Consider the following 15,292-nt stretch of genomic DNA (forward strand, 5'->3'; position numbering starts at 1 on the left):
ACTCATCATTTCATTTCATAAACAATAGCAGACAAGGGCTGTAAGGTAATTACGCCACCCGCCGGTACGTCATCCTGCGCTATTGCGCCGGGGCCGTTCCATTGCAGGTGGGCGGAGTCAAACAATTTATGATAGGCTTTAAGTCCGGCAGGATGATAAGCCTCCTGCTCCTTACTGAAGTTCAGCACAATCAGCAACGCATCTTGCGCATCGTACTCCCGTTCCAGCACCAGCAGGCGCTCATTGATCACGGGGTGTACTTTGGAGCCGTTGCGCTCATGATATTTTAATGCGGGCCGTGTTTTCCTTAGCCCTATCAGGTAGCGGTAACAGGCCAGCAGGGTGGCATTCTCCGGTGTTTTAGTATCCCAGCTTAATTTGGCGGCATCAAATGTTCCCGGGGCCATGGGATCCGGCGCTTCACCGGCTGCATGAAAAGCAGCAAACTCTTTTTTACGGCCTTCGCGCACAGCGCTTACCAGCTCAGGATCTTCAAAAGAAGCAAAGAACGGGAAAGGATTTTTTTCGCCATACTCCTCACCCATAAACAGCAAAGGCACAAAGGGCGATAGCAACAAAGCAGCTGCTGCCAGCTTCAATGCTTCAAAAGGCACCAGCGTGCTTAAACGTTCGCCCAGCATACGGTTGCCCACCTGGTCGTGGTTTTGTATAAAGGCCACGAACTGGCTATAGGGCAGGTGCTCCGGCGCCAGGCCAAATTTACGTTTGCGGTGTGCGGAGTATTGCCCGGTATATACATACGCATCCGCATAAGACCTGGCCAGCAACTCCAGCTTACCAAAATCTTCATAGTAACCATTGGTTTCGCCGGTAAGGTGGCTATGCAGGGCATGGTGAAATTCATCTATCCACTGCCCCTGTAAGCCATAACCGCCGTTAGCTACCGGGGTAATGTAACGGGGGTTGTTCAGGTCCAGCTCTCCTATGAGTATTTTCTTTTTACCACAGCGTTGTTCCAGCTCATGTACGGCGGTAGTTAGTTCCTGTACAAAGTGCAGGGCGCTGCTGTCCCAATAGGCATGCACCGCATCCAGCCGCAGACCATCTATATGAAACTCATCCAGCCACATAAGCGCATTGGCAATGTAAAAGCTGCGCACACCATCGCTCCAGGCATCATCATAATTAATGGCCTGCCCCCAGGGTGTTTTATACTTATCTGTAAAGTAAGGGCCATAGTCATTAAAGTAGTTGCCTTCAGGTCCCTGGTGGTTGTATACCACATCCAGTATAACGGCTATGCCCATATTATGCGCAGCATCTACCAGCTTTTTCAGGTCGTTAATGCTGCCATAGGAATTTTGTAACGCAAAGGGGTATACGCCGTCATACCCCCAGTTACGGGAGCCGGGAAACTGTGCTACCGGCATAATTTCAATGGCGGTAATACCCAGCTCCTGCAAAGCGGGCAGGCGGCTGATGATGCCTTGCAGCGTGCCTTCCGGGCTAAAGGTACCGGTATGCAGCTCGTAAATGATCATCTGTTCCAGGTCCATACCTTTCCACTGATCATCTGTAAAAGTAAAGTCATTCGGGTCTGTAACTGCCGATGGGCCATGCACTCCTTCAGGTTGATGGCGCGATGCAGGATCGGGTCTTTTTCCTTCATCGTCCAGTATATAATAATACAGCGTGCCTGCTTTAATATTGGGCAGGGTTACCGACCAGTATCCGTCTGCATCCCGCTGCATTTCATGCGTAACATTTTGCTCCGGTAACAGTAAGCTCACTTTATTTCTTAAAGGCGCCCATACACGAAAACGGCATACGCCATTAGCGTTCAGCACTGCGCCGGGTTGTATATAAATTGTAGCCGTCATTTATTACTCCGCTTTCTGTTGTAAACAATTGTCCATTCTTCCAAACGTGCGGCCATAGCGTCGGTGAACTGGCCAGGCAGCATGCGCCAGCTCCAGTTATTACCTGCTACGGCAGGGGTGTTCATGCGGGCTTTTTCATCCAGCCCCAATACATCCTGCATTGGTAAAACGGCATGCTGCGCTACAGAGGCATATACCATTCTGCCCAGTACCTGCGCTACTTCTTCTTCTGTGATGGTTTGCCCGGTGTATAAGCATAGCCGTTCAATGTCCGCGGGGGCAGCATCCTGCCTGAACCATCCGCGGCTGGTATTATTATCATGCGTTCCGGTGTACACAAAAAAGTTGGGTGAATGATCGTGCGGGATATGCGGTGACTGTGGCATGTCTTCTCCAAAAGCAAACTGCAGCACTTTCATGCCGGGCAGTCTAAACTGGTCCCTTAGCTGCAGCACCGCATCATTAATATCGCCCAGGTCTTCTGCTACAAAAGGCATTTCCGGAAAAGCGGTTTGCAATGCATTAAAAAGGTCTGCACCCGGCCCGTTCTTCCACTCCCCTTCTACGGCGGTTGGCGCGCCGGCCGGCACTTCCCAGTAATTGGCAAATGCGCGGAAATGATCCAGCCGTAAAAGGTTGTACCATTCCAGGTTACGGCGTATGCGGCTTACCCACCATTTATAATTTTGTGTTTTTAAAACATCCCAGTTAAATACCGGCATATTCCATAGCTGCCCATCCTCATTGAAATAATCCGGTGGCACACCGGCTACGCCCTGCATGTTGCCTTCTTTATCTAACAGGAACAGGTTGCGGTTTGCCCACACGTCTGCAGCGTTGTAGCTGATGTAAAAAGGCAGATCGCCCAGCAATTGAATATGCCTTTCATTACAATAGCTTTTTAATGCATGCCATTGTTTATCGAACAGGAACTGCCAGAACCTTTCTTTTTCCTGCAGAATATGCAGCTCCGGTGCATCTGCTTTGGTACTGTCACGGTACTTCTTTTTCCACTCATACCAGGGCAGGCCTTTATGTAAAATTGTGAGGGATTGATAGCGTACAAAATCATCCAGCCAATAGGCATGCTGTTTACAAAAAGCCCGGTATGCTTTTTCAATAACTCTGAATTTTCCTTTACAATAATTTTCATAAGCCAGCTCCAGCAACCGGGATTTATTAGCGTATGCGCTTGAAAAATCAACTATACTATCAGCAGGCAGATGAAAAGACTTTAGTGATCTTTTATCCAGTAAACCATCATCAGCCAGGAGTTCCGGGCTTATCAGCATAATATTCCCTGCCATGGCGGAGGATGCGCTGTAAGGGGAATAACCTGCGCCGGCTGATGCGGGGCTCAACGGCAGCAGCTGCCATATTTGTTGTCCGCTACGGTACAGCTGGTCTGCAAAATCCCTGGCGGCGGGTCCGAGATCGCCAATACCAAAGGGGCCTGGTAAAGAAGTGATGTGCATTAAGATTCCTGCCTTTCTCACGGTAGTGTTACATGGGTCTATTAGTGCACTAAGGGTTCAAAACCAATGCCTAACTGAAAAACAGGAGATGCAGGTATCTGCTGCTGTTTATACCGATAAAGGTGTAGATAAAAATGCACTGATTGAGGAATATTTTTGGTGTGCTATAATTTGTTAGATAAATGAAATACTTTGCTGCCGACCTATGCCCGTCTGAGCTATTGAACAATTAACGTTAACCATTTTTTTATTCTTAAAACGCAATCCTATGCATAGAGCCTTTATTCTTGCCATTACCCTGGCAACCCTGGCAAGCTGTAGTAAGCACAATGATCTGACGACTGAAAAACCAGATACAGCAACGAACTCTCAAAAAGCAGCGCCGGTAAAAGCCCTCGCTGAAAGAACCATCAGCTTTAGCGGTATTAACTGGACGGTACGCGATGAAGCAGGCACCAGCGGCCCCGATGATAATTACTGGAGCAGCAGCACCAGTAACGTTTGGGTAGATGCCAGCGGCCACCTGCACATGAAGATCCGCAAAGATGCGGCCACCGGCCGCTGGTACTGCGCTGAAGTTACATCGCAGCAAAGTTTTGGTTACGGTACTTATGTTTGGAAAATTGAAGGCCGTGTAGACCAGCTGGACAAAAACATTGTGTTCGGCTTGTTTAACTACAAAGCGGGCGACGATGGCCATCATGAAGTGGATATTGAATTTGCACGCTGGGGTAACAATGCCTGGCCCAATTACAATTACACCGTATACCCTTCCAGCGGCGATCCAGACTCCAATGCACACCACGAATTTGAGCTGGCGTTGAACGGTACGTATACCACGCATACATTTTACCGCACCAGCAGCGCAGTTTCTTACCGGGGCTATCACGGCCATACGGAAGATATCAACAACTCTTTTTTCCCCTGGACCACGCCTGCGGGTTTCCCGGTTAGCACCCTTGCATTACCGGTACATATGAACCTGTGGCTGTTCAATCACCTGGCGCCTTCCAATGGCCAGGAAGTGGAGCTGATCATCCACCAGTTTATTTACAGACCGCTGTAATCGATTACGGCTAATAAGACGGGCATAGAAAACGGGGCTGGTTGCATTACCAGCCCCGTTTTTTAAGTAAAAAGGTAAAAGGTAAAAAGTAAAAATTGGTTGGTAGTACTGCATGTATATGACAGGAACCTATATGGCTTTTATAAGTAAAAATTAAATGTAAAAGTTAAAAAGGCGTCATTGCGGGGAGCAGGGCGGAAAGAGCGGCGAAGCAAACTCCTGCGTTGAATTGTATTCATTCAATAGCACTACCTGCATCCAGTTTTTAACTTTTACTTTTTTATTTTTTACTTTTTTCACTGCAATAGAAAATAGCATTGCGGAAAAGCGTAGTGTAGTTTACGTTATTAAACAGCTCCGGCGCGTGGCCCATAAAAATATATACGTTACGGGCCTTGTAATGAGGGTTAGTCCAGATCACGGGATGATCGCCCATTTTTTTAGCAGATGCAGGCGTATATGTTCCTTCATTTACACTGGCAATTACATGCACATTCGGCCGGGGGCTTTTATCGTAGGTATACCATTCCTCTTTCTCAATCAGAAAAGACGCCGGTATCCCCTTCATTACCGGGTGCTTGCTATCTTCTACCTGCACGGTACCATCTGCAAAATCAGGAATATAATCCTTAAAACGGATGCTGCCCATAAAACGGTAAAACCATTGCCATATAGGGTAGCCGTCAAACTCACCTAATAACGTAGCATGGTGAAACCCTATCCATCCCCCCTGTCCCGTGTTAATGTATTGCTCAAAAGCCTTTACTGCTTTTTCTTTCCAGGCATAGGGCGGATAATCCAGCTGAATAAAAAGCTGGTATTTTTTCAGGTAGGCTGCATCAATACTATCTGTGTTCTGTATGTAATCAATGGCAAAGCTGCTATCTGCCGCCAGCTGATCTAACCATACCCGCGCTGCTTTGGAATAAGCAATATGATGCCCGCCATTTTCTGCAATGGCCAGCACGCGGAGCCGTGGGCTTTGTGCGTGTGCCTGCAGCAGTAACAGCAGGGCACAACCCGTAAGCAGCAGTTGTTTCATTTTTTTATTTACAGCGGGAAGCCCCATTTAGCCAGCATTTCCCGGGTAGCAGCATAACTTTCGTGCAGCAGTCCGTTAATGCCTAAGTTCTCTGCCACGGATACAAACATGGCCCGGTCTTCTATATAGATCACTTCATCTGGTTTTACCAGCGCAATATCCAGCGCAATGCGGAAAATATCTGCATCAGGCTTGCGGAAGTGTACAAAACAGGAAGAAATAAAGAAATCTATAAACTTATTCAGCCCAAAGGTGCGGATGCGGTATTCATTCAGCTCCCGGCCCTCGTTGTTTACAATGGCCAGCTTTAGCTTATACTTCTCCTTGATCTGGCATATCATTTCAATCATTTCCGGGTACGCTTCCGTACGGCTGTACATAAAGTCTTTGAACTGCTGCCTGGAAAAAGAGCGGTGCTCATAAAATACAATACGGTCCAGGTATTCGTCCAGGGTCAGCTTTCCTTCCTCGTACGTATCAAAGGTAAGGTGATGACGTTCTTCAAATTCCAGCGGATCCAGCGAAAACTCACTGGCAGCCAGTTTGCGGGCAGCACGGTCCCAACCGTTGCTTAACAGTACGCCGCCAATATCCAGGAACAATGTGGTGATGGGAGATTTTTGTTGCATGATTTTAAAAGTAATAAAAATCTGAGAAATGCGGGGTAATTATAAGCTGCTTAACACCCGTTTTAATTTTAGTACGGCCTGCTCCATCTCTGCATGCTGAAAGCCGGTGAACCCTAACAGTAATCCCTGCGGTTGTTTAAAGCGGATAGTAAAGTCCTGCAACGGCTGCACAATAATATTGGCGGCTGCCGCTTTTTGCAGCAGCAGCTCCATATCGCAGGGTTGTTTTAACCAGCCAATAAGATGGATGCCTGTATCGGAAGGCGTAACGGTAATGTATTTGCCCACCTGTTTTTCCAGCAGCTGTAGCAGCTCCTCCTGCTGCTTTTTATACAGTGTGCGCATTTTGCGCAGGTGCCTTGCAAAGTGCCCTTCGTGCATAAACTGCGCTACAATGGCCTGGTCTATCACAGGACTTTGCCGGTCAATGGTGGATTTCAGCATCTTGAACTGTTTTGCCATATCTGCCGCAGGCAGCACCATGTAACCGATCCGCAATGCCGGGAACAATACTTTGCTGAAAGTGCCGATGTAGATCACATGCCCCTTATCATCCAGGCCCTTTAAAGCAGGCACCGGGCGGCCGTTATAACGGAACTCGCTGTCATAATCATCTTCCAGGATCCACATCTGGTGCTTGGCGGCCCATTGCAACAGCTTTAAACGTTCGCTTAAAGGCAGCGTGCCGCCCAGGGGGTATTGGTGAGAGGGGGTAACGTAGGTTAGCTTTGCATCCGGGTAGTGCTGCATGCCATAATCAATATCCAGCCCATACTCCGTTAACGGTACCGGGCATACGATACCGCCCCAGCGCGTAATAGCCGCCCTTCCGGAGCGGTAGCCGGGATCTTCCATCCAGCACTGGTCTCCCTTTTTTATCAGCAGCTGCGCTGCCAGGTTAATGGCCTGCCGCGATCCGTTCACGATCAGGATCTGGTCAGGCGAGCAAACAATAGAGCGGTTCACCCGCAGGTAATCGGCCAGGGCCTGCCGCAGTGGCAAATGTCCCTGTGTATCCAGGTACCCCAGGTATATCTTATGCAGATTACGGTAAATGTTAGCTGCTATGCGCGACCATACTTTAACGGGGAAATGCTGCATGTCCATTACGCAGCTTTGAAAAGGCAGCGGCGGTTCCAGGGAGCTGTCGCTCAGCAGGGTGCTTTCAGCCAGGGAAGCATCTTTATACTTCACCGTATTTGCCAGCGTTGTTTTCTTTTGTACCGGCGTTGGTACATATTTGCGTTGCACATTATCCAGCTGCATTACATAGGTGCCATCCCCCTTTTTACCTTCTAAAAAACCTTCCAGCATCAGCTGGTCATATGCCTGGAACACGCTGTTGCGCGATACGGAGAGCTCCACGGAAAGTGTGCGGGTGGCCGGCATGCGCTCCCCTGCTTTCAGATGCCCGTTAAAAATGGCCTGCTTGATCTGCTCATAGAGCTGGGAGTATAGCGGCATGCCATCCTGTTTGTTCAGGCGTATGAATGGCATAAAGATCTGCGGGGAGGTTTTGCTCATAATGGCCCTGTTAAAATTCTCAAAATGGCTCTTTTTCCGATGCCAATATACAATTACTTTTGTTCTGCATCACAAATGAAACGTCATGAAGATTGCATACGTGTGTTACGAAACACAGGAAAAATATGTTATTGAAACAATAGAAGATGAAGAAAGCCTGCTGCTGGCTTTTCTCTCCAATAAAGGCCTGAACATAGAACGCGTTATCTGGACAGATGCCGCTGTGCGCTGGGATGCTTATGACCTGCTGCTGGTAAAAGCGCCCTGGGATTATCATGAAAAAATTACGCAGTTCTACCAGTGGCTGGACCGGATTGCGGCCTTAAACATCCCTATGCTAAACCCGCAGCACATTATAAAATGGAACAGTGATAAACATTATTTAAAAGAAATGATTGATGCTGGTTTCAGCGTCATTCCTTCCGCCATCATAGAAAACGGAGCACCCGCAAGGCTTGCTCCGTTTTTCCAGCAATTCAACACAGAGCAGTTAATCATAAAACCCTGCGTTAGCGCCGGCGCCAAAGAAACCTTTACGGTTACGCCGGGTAATATGCAGGAAGTACAGCAACGCTTAACCGGCCTGCTGGAAAAAGAGGCTTTTATTGTGCAGCCTTTTATAAAGGAAATTGAAACCGAAGGGGAATGGTCGTTCATTTTCTTTAACGGCCAGTTTAGCCACTGCGTGGTAAAACGCCCGCGCTCAGGCGATTTCCGCGTGCAGCCCATGTATGGCGGCACCACGCATACCACTATCCCCCACCCTTTACATGTGCAGGAAGCGGCTGCTTTTGTGCAGCACTTTGCCAAAGGCTGCCTGTATGCCCGGGTAGATGGGGTAGTGATCAAGGGAGTGTTCACACTTATGGAGCTGGAGCTGATAGAACCTTACCTGTTCCTGGGCGATGTACCCAATGGATATGAAATTTATTACAATGCTTTAATGTTTAACTTAGCGCAGCGTACTGCTTCTTCCACCTTACAACCTTCCTGAGCCATGATACCCTTATCATCCCTCCTGTTGTTTATGCTGGCTGCCTTTGTAATGGTTATTACACCAGGACCTAACATGATATACCTGATATCCCGGTCTATTACCCAGGGTAAAAAGGCAGGGCTTATTTCCTTAGCCGGTGTGGCCTGCGGCTTTTTGTTCCATATTGTATTGGTATCATTCGGGCTAACGGCTATTTTATTTACCGTGCCCTATGCGTACATGGTATTAAAAACAACGGGTGTTATTTACCTGTTGTACCTGGCCTGGCAGGCGGTAAAACCCGGCAGCAAAAGTGTGTTTGAAACGCAAAAGAACCTGCAGGCCGATGGGCCGGCCAAACTATTCAGCATGGGGCTTTTCACCAATATGCTGAACCCCAAGGTGGCGGTATTTTACCTCTCCTTTTTTCCGCAGTTCATTAAACCGGAGTATGGCAATTTGCTGGCACAAAGCCTGCTGCTGGGTTTTACCCAGCTATGCATCAGCTTTACGGTAAATGGCAGTATTATTCTACTGGCATCGCGGGTAACCAAATGGTTTGCCGCTAATCCTAAATGGGTGCGGGTGCAGAAATGGTTTATGGCAAGCGTGCTTTCCGGCCTGGCGCTAAAAATGGCGCTGGATAAGGGAAAATAACCTATAAATGATGATCTACAATTACCCCGTTAACCAATAAGTTGTGCTGTTGCTTCGCCACTGTTCCATCAGCCGGGGTGCTTACCAGTACGGCTGCAGTAGCCGGCGGTAATACCAGCTCATAATTCCCCTGCACCGTTGCCGATATAAAATCATGGATAACGGTATTGTATAAACGCACCGGCTTATTCCCTACAGCTATTTGTACTGTTTTTGTTTGCGGGTAAGGGTTATAATACAGGAAGGTTGGATAGGCGTCTTCCCTGAAAAAGTCTGTTGCCAGTAAATTCAGCTGTAAAATACCCGGCACATTGGTGTTGCGGATAATGCTGCCAAAAATACCTACATGCCCGCTGCCATATACGCTGAACTGTGATACATCCGGGTTGCCCGGCGCCCATAACGGGCCATCGCCCTGCGCTACCGGCGCCTGTAAATGCGCATATTGCGGGTAAGAGGGTGAATGTATAATACCTTCATACCCTATTACTCCTTTGGTGATGGCAGCCTGCTGCGGAATGGTTTCATGATCGTCCGGCATGTATTGCGTGTAAAAGAAACGGGCGGCATTGGCTGCATGTAACATCCATTTTCCCATGGCATTGGCGTAGGATGCATCATAACGCACCAGCGGCATCAATGGCCAGGCAGCATCAAAAGTGTTCATTAAAAAACCATAGCCGCCGCGGTCCTGCGTATTACCTACAATACCGGAAATATCCAGCCCGTTCCAGCGGCCTACCAGCACGCCCCAGCCGCTGCGGCATTGGGCAGTGCCATCAAAGCTCCATTCCAGGAATTGCTGTACATTAAAATGTGCCCCCTGTTCTGCATTTAAACGCGCCGCCAGGTAAGCGGCGAAAGGCATAAATATTTCGTAAAAAGTATTGCTGCGCTGCTGTTCCAGTGTTCGTAATGCATGTACAGCGCCTTGCAGATAACGGGCATCCCCAAACTTTTTATAGGCTGCGTACAGCACGTATGCATGGCCTGCAGCAGCATCGGGCTGTTTGCAGATGGCATTTTCTTTAGGTTGCAGCTGGGCGTAATCGAAAAAGGAGTGATTATAGTTGCCCTGTAATACGGAATCTGCCTGGTAAAATTTTTCTGCAATGCGGTGCGCCAGCGTATCAAAGCCCGGTTGGCTGGGATAGTGGTCGTAAATAGCGTAGAATAACAGGTTGGGATATACGTCGTACCACCAGTCGCGCCCGTAACCGCCTCCCAGCAGCGCTACTTCCGGGCAGGTATTGTTCATCATAATATTCCAGCCGGTTTCCCGGTTAAAATAATTCTTAAGCATGCCCACGTAATTCAGGCCCTTGCTTTTATCAATGCCCACCAGTGTAGCGCCCAGGGTAGCCCCCATGGTGGCCAGCGCTTCATGGAACATGCCTTTGTTGTGCGTGCCCTGCCGCTGATCATCCAGCGCAGTAAATAAACCTACTACCGGCTGCGGAAAGTTATGGCCGCTGCTATCCCACCATACCAGGGGCCAGTGCGCACCGGTGGCATGAAAGTCGTACACGGTGCTATCAAAACGGCGGGCCATGGCGTACCAGTCAATGACCTGTAAGGGCTGGGGAATGGCCGGCATACTGTCTATACGCGCCAGGTGCTGCTGTATTACGGGAAAGCTTGCATTTTCCTTACAACCCGTTGCCAGGCCTACGCCCAGGAGCAGGCAAAGTAATTTTTGCATACGTGGAATTTGGTAATAAGATAATTAAAATTTACGAGGCGCTTACTACCATCTATAACACAAAAAGAAGATGCCTCAAAAATAAACGAAGGCTTGTTTAAACAACGGCCTGTCTCCATCAGCTACCCGAATAAAAAGGGCGTCTCTTCTTGTCGAGACACCCTCCAATGCTGATCATATTTACCAGCCTGTTTTACCCGGCTGTGCGCATAGCCTGTTTCTTTTCATCCACCGCTTCTGACAGCCACAGGAATCTATGCAGGAACTGGATGGTTTTATCTTCAAATGCCTTATCTAAGATTTCACCGGCTGCATTGATCTTTTCCTGCACAACCGGTACCAGCAGCATTGTTGGCAACGGAAAACCATACAGCGCCAGTATCAGCTGCTGCATTTGCAGGGCAGCGCGGATGCCACCCATTGGCCCGCCGCTTACGCTTACTGCGCCAATAGGCTTTTCTATAAATACGGAACGATCCACTTCTTCTGTAGCCCTTTTTAAAGCGGCAGCATAACCGCCGTGATATTCCGGCGACACAAACAGCATGGCATCTGCTGCCGCCAGCTTACTGCCAATGTTAGCCGGTACGCTGTTCGCATCTGCAAGGTCTATGATAAAAACTTCATGTGCAGAGAGCGTGCGGATCTTATTTTCTAATGCCAGCGCCACACCATGGGAACGCCTTCCCTGCCGTATGCTGCTGGATATAATTGCAATTTTCATATTCAGGAAGTTTAAGTAATAAAATAAATTATATAGCCGGCAATGTATTTATTCAAAAAAAAGCTATTCGAGGTTCTTCATTACTTTTTGCAGCAGCTCATCCAGGGTTTTTCTTTCCGTAACAGATAAACCCTTTACCGTTACATCATCCAGCTCCCCGCCTATTTTACCGGCCAGCTCAAGCGCGGCCTTGCCTTTAGCTGTGAGGTAAATGTGAGAGGAACGTTTATCTTCCTGGTCTGTTACTTTTTTAATGAGTCCGTTAGCCTCCATACGCCGTATCATGGTGGACATGGTGGCCTGCTGTATACAGATCTTTTCCGCCAGCTCCGACATGCTTTGCCCGTCCTTCTGCCACAGGCGGTACAGCAAAAAATCCTGCCCTTCGTAAATATTTACGGCTGACAGCATCTCGTTCTTCTTGTTGCGCCTGCGTTTGCAGATCTCAACAAACAGGAAGCCAATGCCGGTATAATGCTGATTTTCTTTCACAAAACAAAAGTAGGAAAAAATTACATAGCCGGCATAATAATTTTAAGTAGCCAGGGTTGCAGGGACTATTAAGTTATGATATTTTTGCTGGTAGCGTATATACGAAGTAAAAAGTAACGGCACAAATATTATCCCCGAACTGGCCAACTGTTATTCCAGACAGGCAACTATGCCCGTTCAGAAGAATTATTACATTCCATCCATAATGGTCACAATTTCGCTGGGTTTGCTCAGCAGCTTGTGAATGGGGCATGCTTTGGAAATTTCAAGCAGGCGGGCGCGCTGGCTGTCATCCAGTTCCCCCGTTATCGTTACCTCACAAAAAAAAGTATTGTTGCCCGAGGGCATCTGATCGCCCTTTACCAGGTCTACCTTTACTTTAATAGTATCTACCTTCCACTGTTTGCGCTGTACGTACATGCGCAGGGTGATAACTTTGCAGGAGGCCAGGGCCGTGCATACATAATCGCCCGGCGCAGGGCCGGTATCTGTACCGCCTGCTTCCGCCAGCTCATCGGCCAGCAGCTGGTGCTGGTGTACCTTAATTTCCGTTGAATAATTAGCGCCGGTGTTAACCGCTTCAGCAGTAGCTATAATCTTTGGCAAAGCAAATTGTTTTGTACAAGATACAATTATTCCGCAGCTGCTTCCGGGTTCCAGATATCTGCATAATTTTCCGGGTGGCGTTTGAACTGTGCATGCACATAAGGGCACAACGGCACCACCTGTAGCTGGTGTTCCCGCGCATAAGCCACCAGCGCATCCAGCAGCTGCCGGCCATATCCCTTGCCTTCTGCTTCCGGCAATACTTCTGTATGGTAAGCGGTGAGCGCCTTACCCGCTATGCCTATCACCATTTCTCCCATTTGCTGCTCACCTTCCAGCACATAAAAAGCGCCGTGTTGTTTTTGATTGAGCCTGATCTTAATTTCTGCCATATTAATAGTTTTGAAAATGCTCTTTCATTACCGCTTCTTCCTGCCGTATGCGGGTAATTAATGGTATCAGATATATTACCATTCCCACGCCTAATGTAACCCATGCATGCAGGAACACCGCAATGCCTATCAGCTCCGGTATCACGTTCAGGAAGTAGTTCGGATGTTTTATATATTTAAATAAGAATGAGCGGTTGAGTACATGGTGTGAGGCAGGCGCTATAATAAGCTTCACCGTCCATACGTGGCGTATGCTATAGATCACATAATACAGCATAAGAATGGAGAACACATAAATACCCAATCCCGCAAAGCTAATGGCATCAAAGAAAAAAGCGCCCCTACGGCCGCCTTCAATAGCCGCGGCAATGTAATAGGCAAAGTGGGCCAGCACTAAAAACGCAGAGTTCCTTTTGCCATATTCCACAGCGCCCATCTTTTTTAGTTTACGTTCATTACCGGTAGAAATAAAAATAGATAACAGACGGATAAATACAAAAGCATAAAAAATGAGGAGAGTTGTGGCTTCCATGGGTGCTGCTATAAGTCTTGCGCAAAGGTAGCCAAAAAATAGTTTAACTTAGCGCCCAGCCTTTATGTACGACATCCTGTTAACATACATTAGCCAGCGTTCAGTTACGCCCATTACAGCGGAACAGGCAGTCCTTATCCGCGATGCTTTCAAGCCTAAAAAGCTCCGTAAAAAACAATATCTGCTACAGGAAGGGGATGTATGTAAATACTTATCGTTTATGGTAAAGGGCGCTATGCGCCAATACTCCATAGATGAAAAAGGTAATGAACATATAGTACGTTTTGGTATTGAGCAATGGTGGATGGCAGACCGTGAAAGTTTTGAAATGCAAACCCCTAGCCGGTATAATATTGATGCCTGGGAAGAAACGGAGCTGTTACAGATCTCACGCTCCTCCTACCTTTCCTTACGCGATGCCGTACCGGCTGTTATGGAAATGACACAGGAGCTGGACAAACGCGGTTCCATTGCCGCACAAAAAAGGATCCAGGCTGTGATCAGCTACACGGCTGAAGAAAGGTACCTGGACCTTTTGAAAACACACCCCTATTTTCTGCAACGCTTTCCGCAGCATATGATCGCCTCTTACCTCGGCATTTCCGCTGAAACCCTGAGCCGGATCCGTAAACAGGCGCTTTCTAAATAATCTTCTTGATAAATGTCAAGCCCTTTTCTTGCTTTTTGTCATTCCGGGGCCCCTTGCTTCCGGCCTAATTTTGTGATGTAAAAAATCAATCACAATGTCAAAAACAGTTTTAATTACCGGCACCAGCACTGGTTTCGGTAAGCTCAGCGCCCTTACACTGGCCCAGGCCGGCCATACCGTTATAGCAGCCATGCGTGGCACCACCGGTAAAAATGCAGCCGTAGCACAGGAGCTGGCAGCGCTCCCCAACATTCATGTGGTGGAAATGGATATTACCAGCGATACATCCGTACAGAACGCCATCCAACAAACCCTGGCGCAGCACGGTAAAATAGATGTGCTGGTGAATAATGCAGCCGTTACTGGTTACGGCTTACTGGAAGCTTATTCGCTGAACCAGGTGCGTGAAATGCTGGATGTGAATTTATTCAGTGTGCTGCGCACCTACCAGGCGGTGCTGCCATCCATGCGTGAAAAAAAGAATGGGCTTATTATCAACATTACCAGCGGCGCCAGTGGCTTTACCATGCCTTTCATGATCCCTTATTTTATTTCAAAATTTGGTATAGAAACTATTACAGAAGGTATCCAGGAAGAGCTGAAAGCATTTGGTATTGAAAACGTATCCCTGCAGCCGGGCGTGTACCCTACGGAAATGAACAATGGGAGCAAAACAGGCGTAAATGCAGACCGGGAAGATATTATAGCCGCTTATGGCGAAAGCTCCGCACAGGCCTTCCAGGCATTAGGTACTGCTTTATTTGGAAAGATGGCCGCCTTTAAAATGGATCCCCAGGTGATCGCAGACGGTATACTGAAGCTGGTGAATATGGAAAAAGGCACACGCCCTTTACGTTTCCCGCTGGATGCTATTGCACAGGGCACCGACCAGGAATTTATTGATAGCCGCGCCGCTATTAAAAAACGCTGGTTAGCCGCTTATGGTTACCAGCCTTCGTGACCTAAACCAGGCTTATTGCAGCAAACGGGTAGCATCCCGTTTTGCTGCATATAAAACTTTCTTTTAACTTTCCTGCCTAAACCA

16 protein-coding genes are annotated in these 15,292 nt (G+C 48.0%); 5 read left to right on the forward strand and 11 right to left on the reverse strand.

Features of this window, described 5'->3' with window-relative positions; all coding sequences use genetic code 11:
* Positions 1–5: 5 nt before the first annotated feature.
* Both treZ and malQ read right to left on the reverse strand, forming a co-directional pair.
* A complete protein-coding gene (gene treZ, locus BMZ54_RS14470) occupies positions 6–1,841 on the reverse strand; it encodes a malto-oligosyltrehalose trehalohydrolase (RefSeq protein WP_089912744.1) in 1,836 nt (611 codons plus the stop codon).
* Entirely contained in the window at positions 1,838–3,337 is a 1,500-nt protein-coding gene (malQ, locus tag BMZ54_RS14475) for a 4-alpha-glucanotransferase (RefSeq protein WP_238386583.1), read from the reverse strand. The genes treZ and malQ overlap by 4 nt, the downstream gene beginning before the upstream one ends.
* Before the next feature lie 247 nt (positions 3,338–3,584).
* Between malQ and BMZ54_RS14480 the strand changes: the two genes are divergently transcribed.
* On the forward strand, positions 3,585–4,382 hold the full coding sequence (locus BMZ54_RS14480; protein WP_089912751.1) for a glycoside hydrolase family 16 protein: 798 nt from the start codon (positions 3,585–3,587) through the stop codon (positions 4,380–4,382).
* A 280-nt stretch (positions 4,383–4,662) separates the two neighbouring features.
* Here BMZ54_RS14480 and BMZ54_RS14485 read toward each other — a convergent pair whose 3' ends face one another.
* The 3 genes from BMZ54_RS14485 to pdxR are packed head-to-tail and all read right to left on the reverse strand — an operon-like array spanning position 4,663 to position 7,577.
* Entirely contained in the window at positions 4,663–5,424 is a 762-nt protein-coding gene (locus BMZ54_RS14485; protein ID WP_089914166.1) for a ThuA domain-containing protein, read from the reverse strand.
* Positions 5,425–5,432: 8 nt separating this feature from the next.
* Entirely contained in the window at positions 5,433–6,053 is a 621-nt protein-coding gene (locus BMZ54_RS14490) for an HAD family hydrolase (RefSeq protein ID WP_089912755.1), read from the reverse strand.
* Between the two features lie 39 nt (positions 6,054–6,092).
* Positions 6,093–7,577: a MocR-like pyridoxine biosynthesis transcription factor PdxR gene (pdxR, locus tag BMZ54_RS14495; protein ID WP_089912758.1), complete on the reverse strand. Its 1,485-nt coding sequence runs from the start codon at positions 7,575–7,577 to the stop codon at positions 6,093–6,095.
* Between the two features lie 85 nt (positions 7,578–7,662).
* On the opposite strand from pdxR, the gene BMZ54_RS14500 reads away from it, so the two are divergent.
* Positions 7,663–8,571: an ATP-grasp domain-containing protein gene (locus BMZ54_RS14500; protein WP_089912761.1), complete on the forward strand. Its 909-nt coding sequence runs from the start codon at positions 7,663–7,665 to the stop codon at positions 8,569–8,571.
* Between the two features lie 3 nt (positions 8,572–8,574).
* Positions 8,575–9,210: a LysE family translocator gene (locus tag BMZ54_RS14505; protein ID WP_089912764.1), complete on the forward strand. Its 636-nt coding sequence runs from the start codon at positions 8,575–8,577 to the stop codon at positions 9,208–9,210.
* A gap of 1 nt (position 9,211) precedes the next feature.
* On the opposite strand, the gene BMZ54_RS14510 is transcribed toward BMZ54_RS14505, so the two are convergent.
* From BMZ54_RS14510 to BMZ54_RS14535, 6 genes are all read right to left on the reverse strand, one after another.
* Positions 9,212–10,912 (reverse strand): hypothetical protein, encoded by a 1,701-nt coding sequence (locus BMZ54_RS14510; RefSeq protein ID WP_202909249.1) that lies wholly within the window; start codon positions 10,910–10,912, stop codon positions 9,212–9,214.
* A gap of 193 nt (positions 10,913–11,105) precedes the next feature.
* Positions 11,106–11,636, reverse strand: a complete 531-nt coding sequence (locus BMZ54_RS14515; RefSeq protein ID WP_089912767.1) for an NADPH-dependent FMN reductase — start codon at positions 11,634–11,636, stop codon at positions 11,106–11,108.
* Between the two features lie 63 nt (positions 11,637–11,699).
* Positions 11,700–12,128, reverse strand: coding sequence for a MarR family winged helix-turn-helix transcriptional regulator (locus BMZ54_RS14520; protein ID WP_089912770.1), 429 nt, complete (start codon positions 12,126–12,128; stop codon positions 11,700–11,702).
* A 189-nt stretch (positions 12,129–12,317) separates the two neighbouring features.
* Positions 12,318–12,734, reverse strand: coding sequence for an OsmC family protein (locus BMZ54_RS14525; protein WP_162277545.1), 417 nt, complete (start codon positions 12,732–12,734; stop codon positions 12,318–12,320).
* A gap of 26 nt (positions 12,735–12,760) precedes the next feature.
* Positions 12,761–13,066, reverse strand: coding sequence for a GNAT family N-acetyltransferase (locus BMZ54_RS14530; protein ID WP_089912777.1), 306 nt, complete (start codon positions 13,064–13,066; stop codon positions 12,761–12,763).
* 1 nt (position 13,067) lies between these two features.
* Entirely contained in the window at positions 13,068–13,598 is a 531-nt protein-coding gene (locus BMZ54_RS14535) for an isoprenylcysteine carboxyl methyltransferase family protein (protein ID WP_089912780.1), read from the reverse strand.
* Positions 13,599–13,662: 64 nt separating this feature from the next.
* Here BMZ54_RS14535 and BMZ54_RS14540 point away from each other — a divergent pair, with 64 nt between their 5' ends.
* Entirely contained in the window at positions 13,663–14,247 is a 585-nt protein-coding gene (locus tag BMZ54_RS14540; RefSeq protein ID WP_089912783.1) for a Crp/Fnr family transcriptional regulator, read from the forward strand.
* Between the two features lie 94 nt (positions 14,248–14,341).
* Positions 14,342–15,208, forward strand: coding sequence for an SDR family oxidoreductase (locus BMZ54_RS14545; RefSeq protein ID WP_089912785.1), 867 nt, complete (start codon positions 14,342–14,344; stop codon positions 15,206–15,208).
* The last annotated feature ends 84 nt before the right edge of the window (positions 15,209–15,292 follow it).

It is taken from the genome of Chitinophaga rupis (assembly GCF_900109685.1).
Lineage (GTDB): Bacteria > Bacteroidota > Bacteroidia > Chitinophagales > Chitinophagaceae > Chitinophaga > Chitinophaga rupis.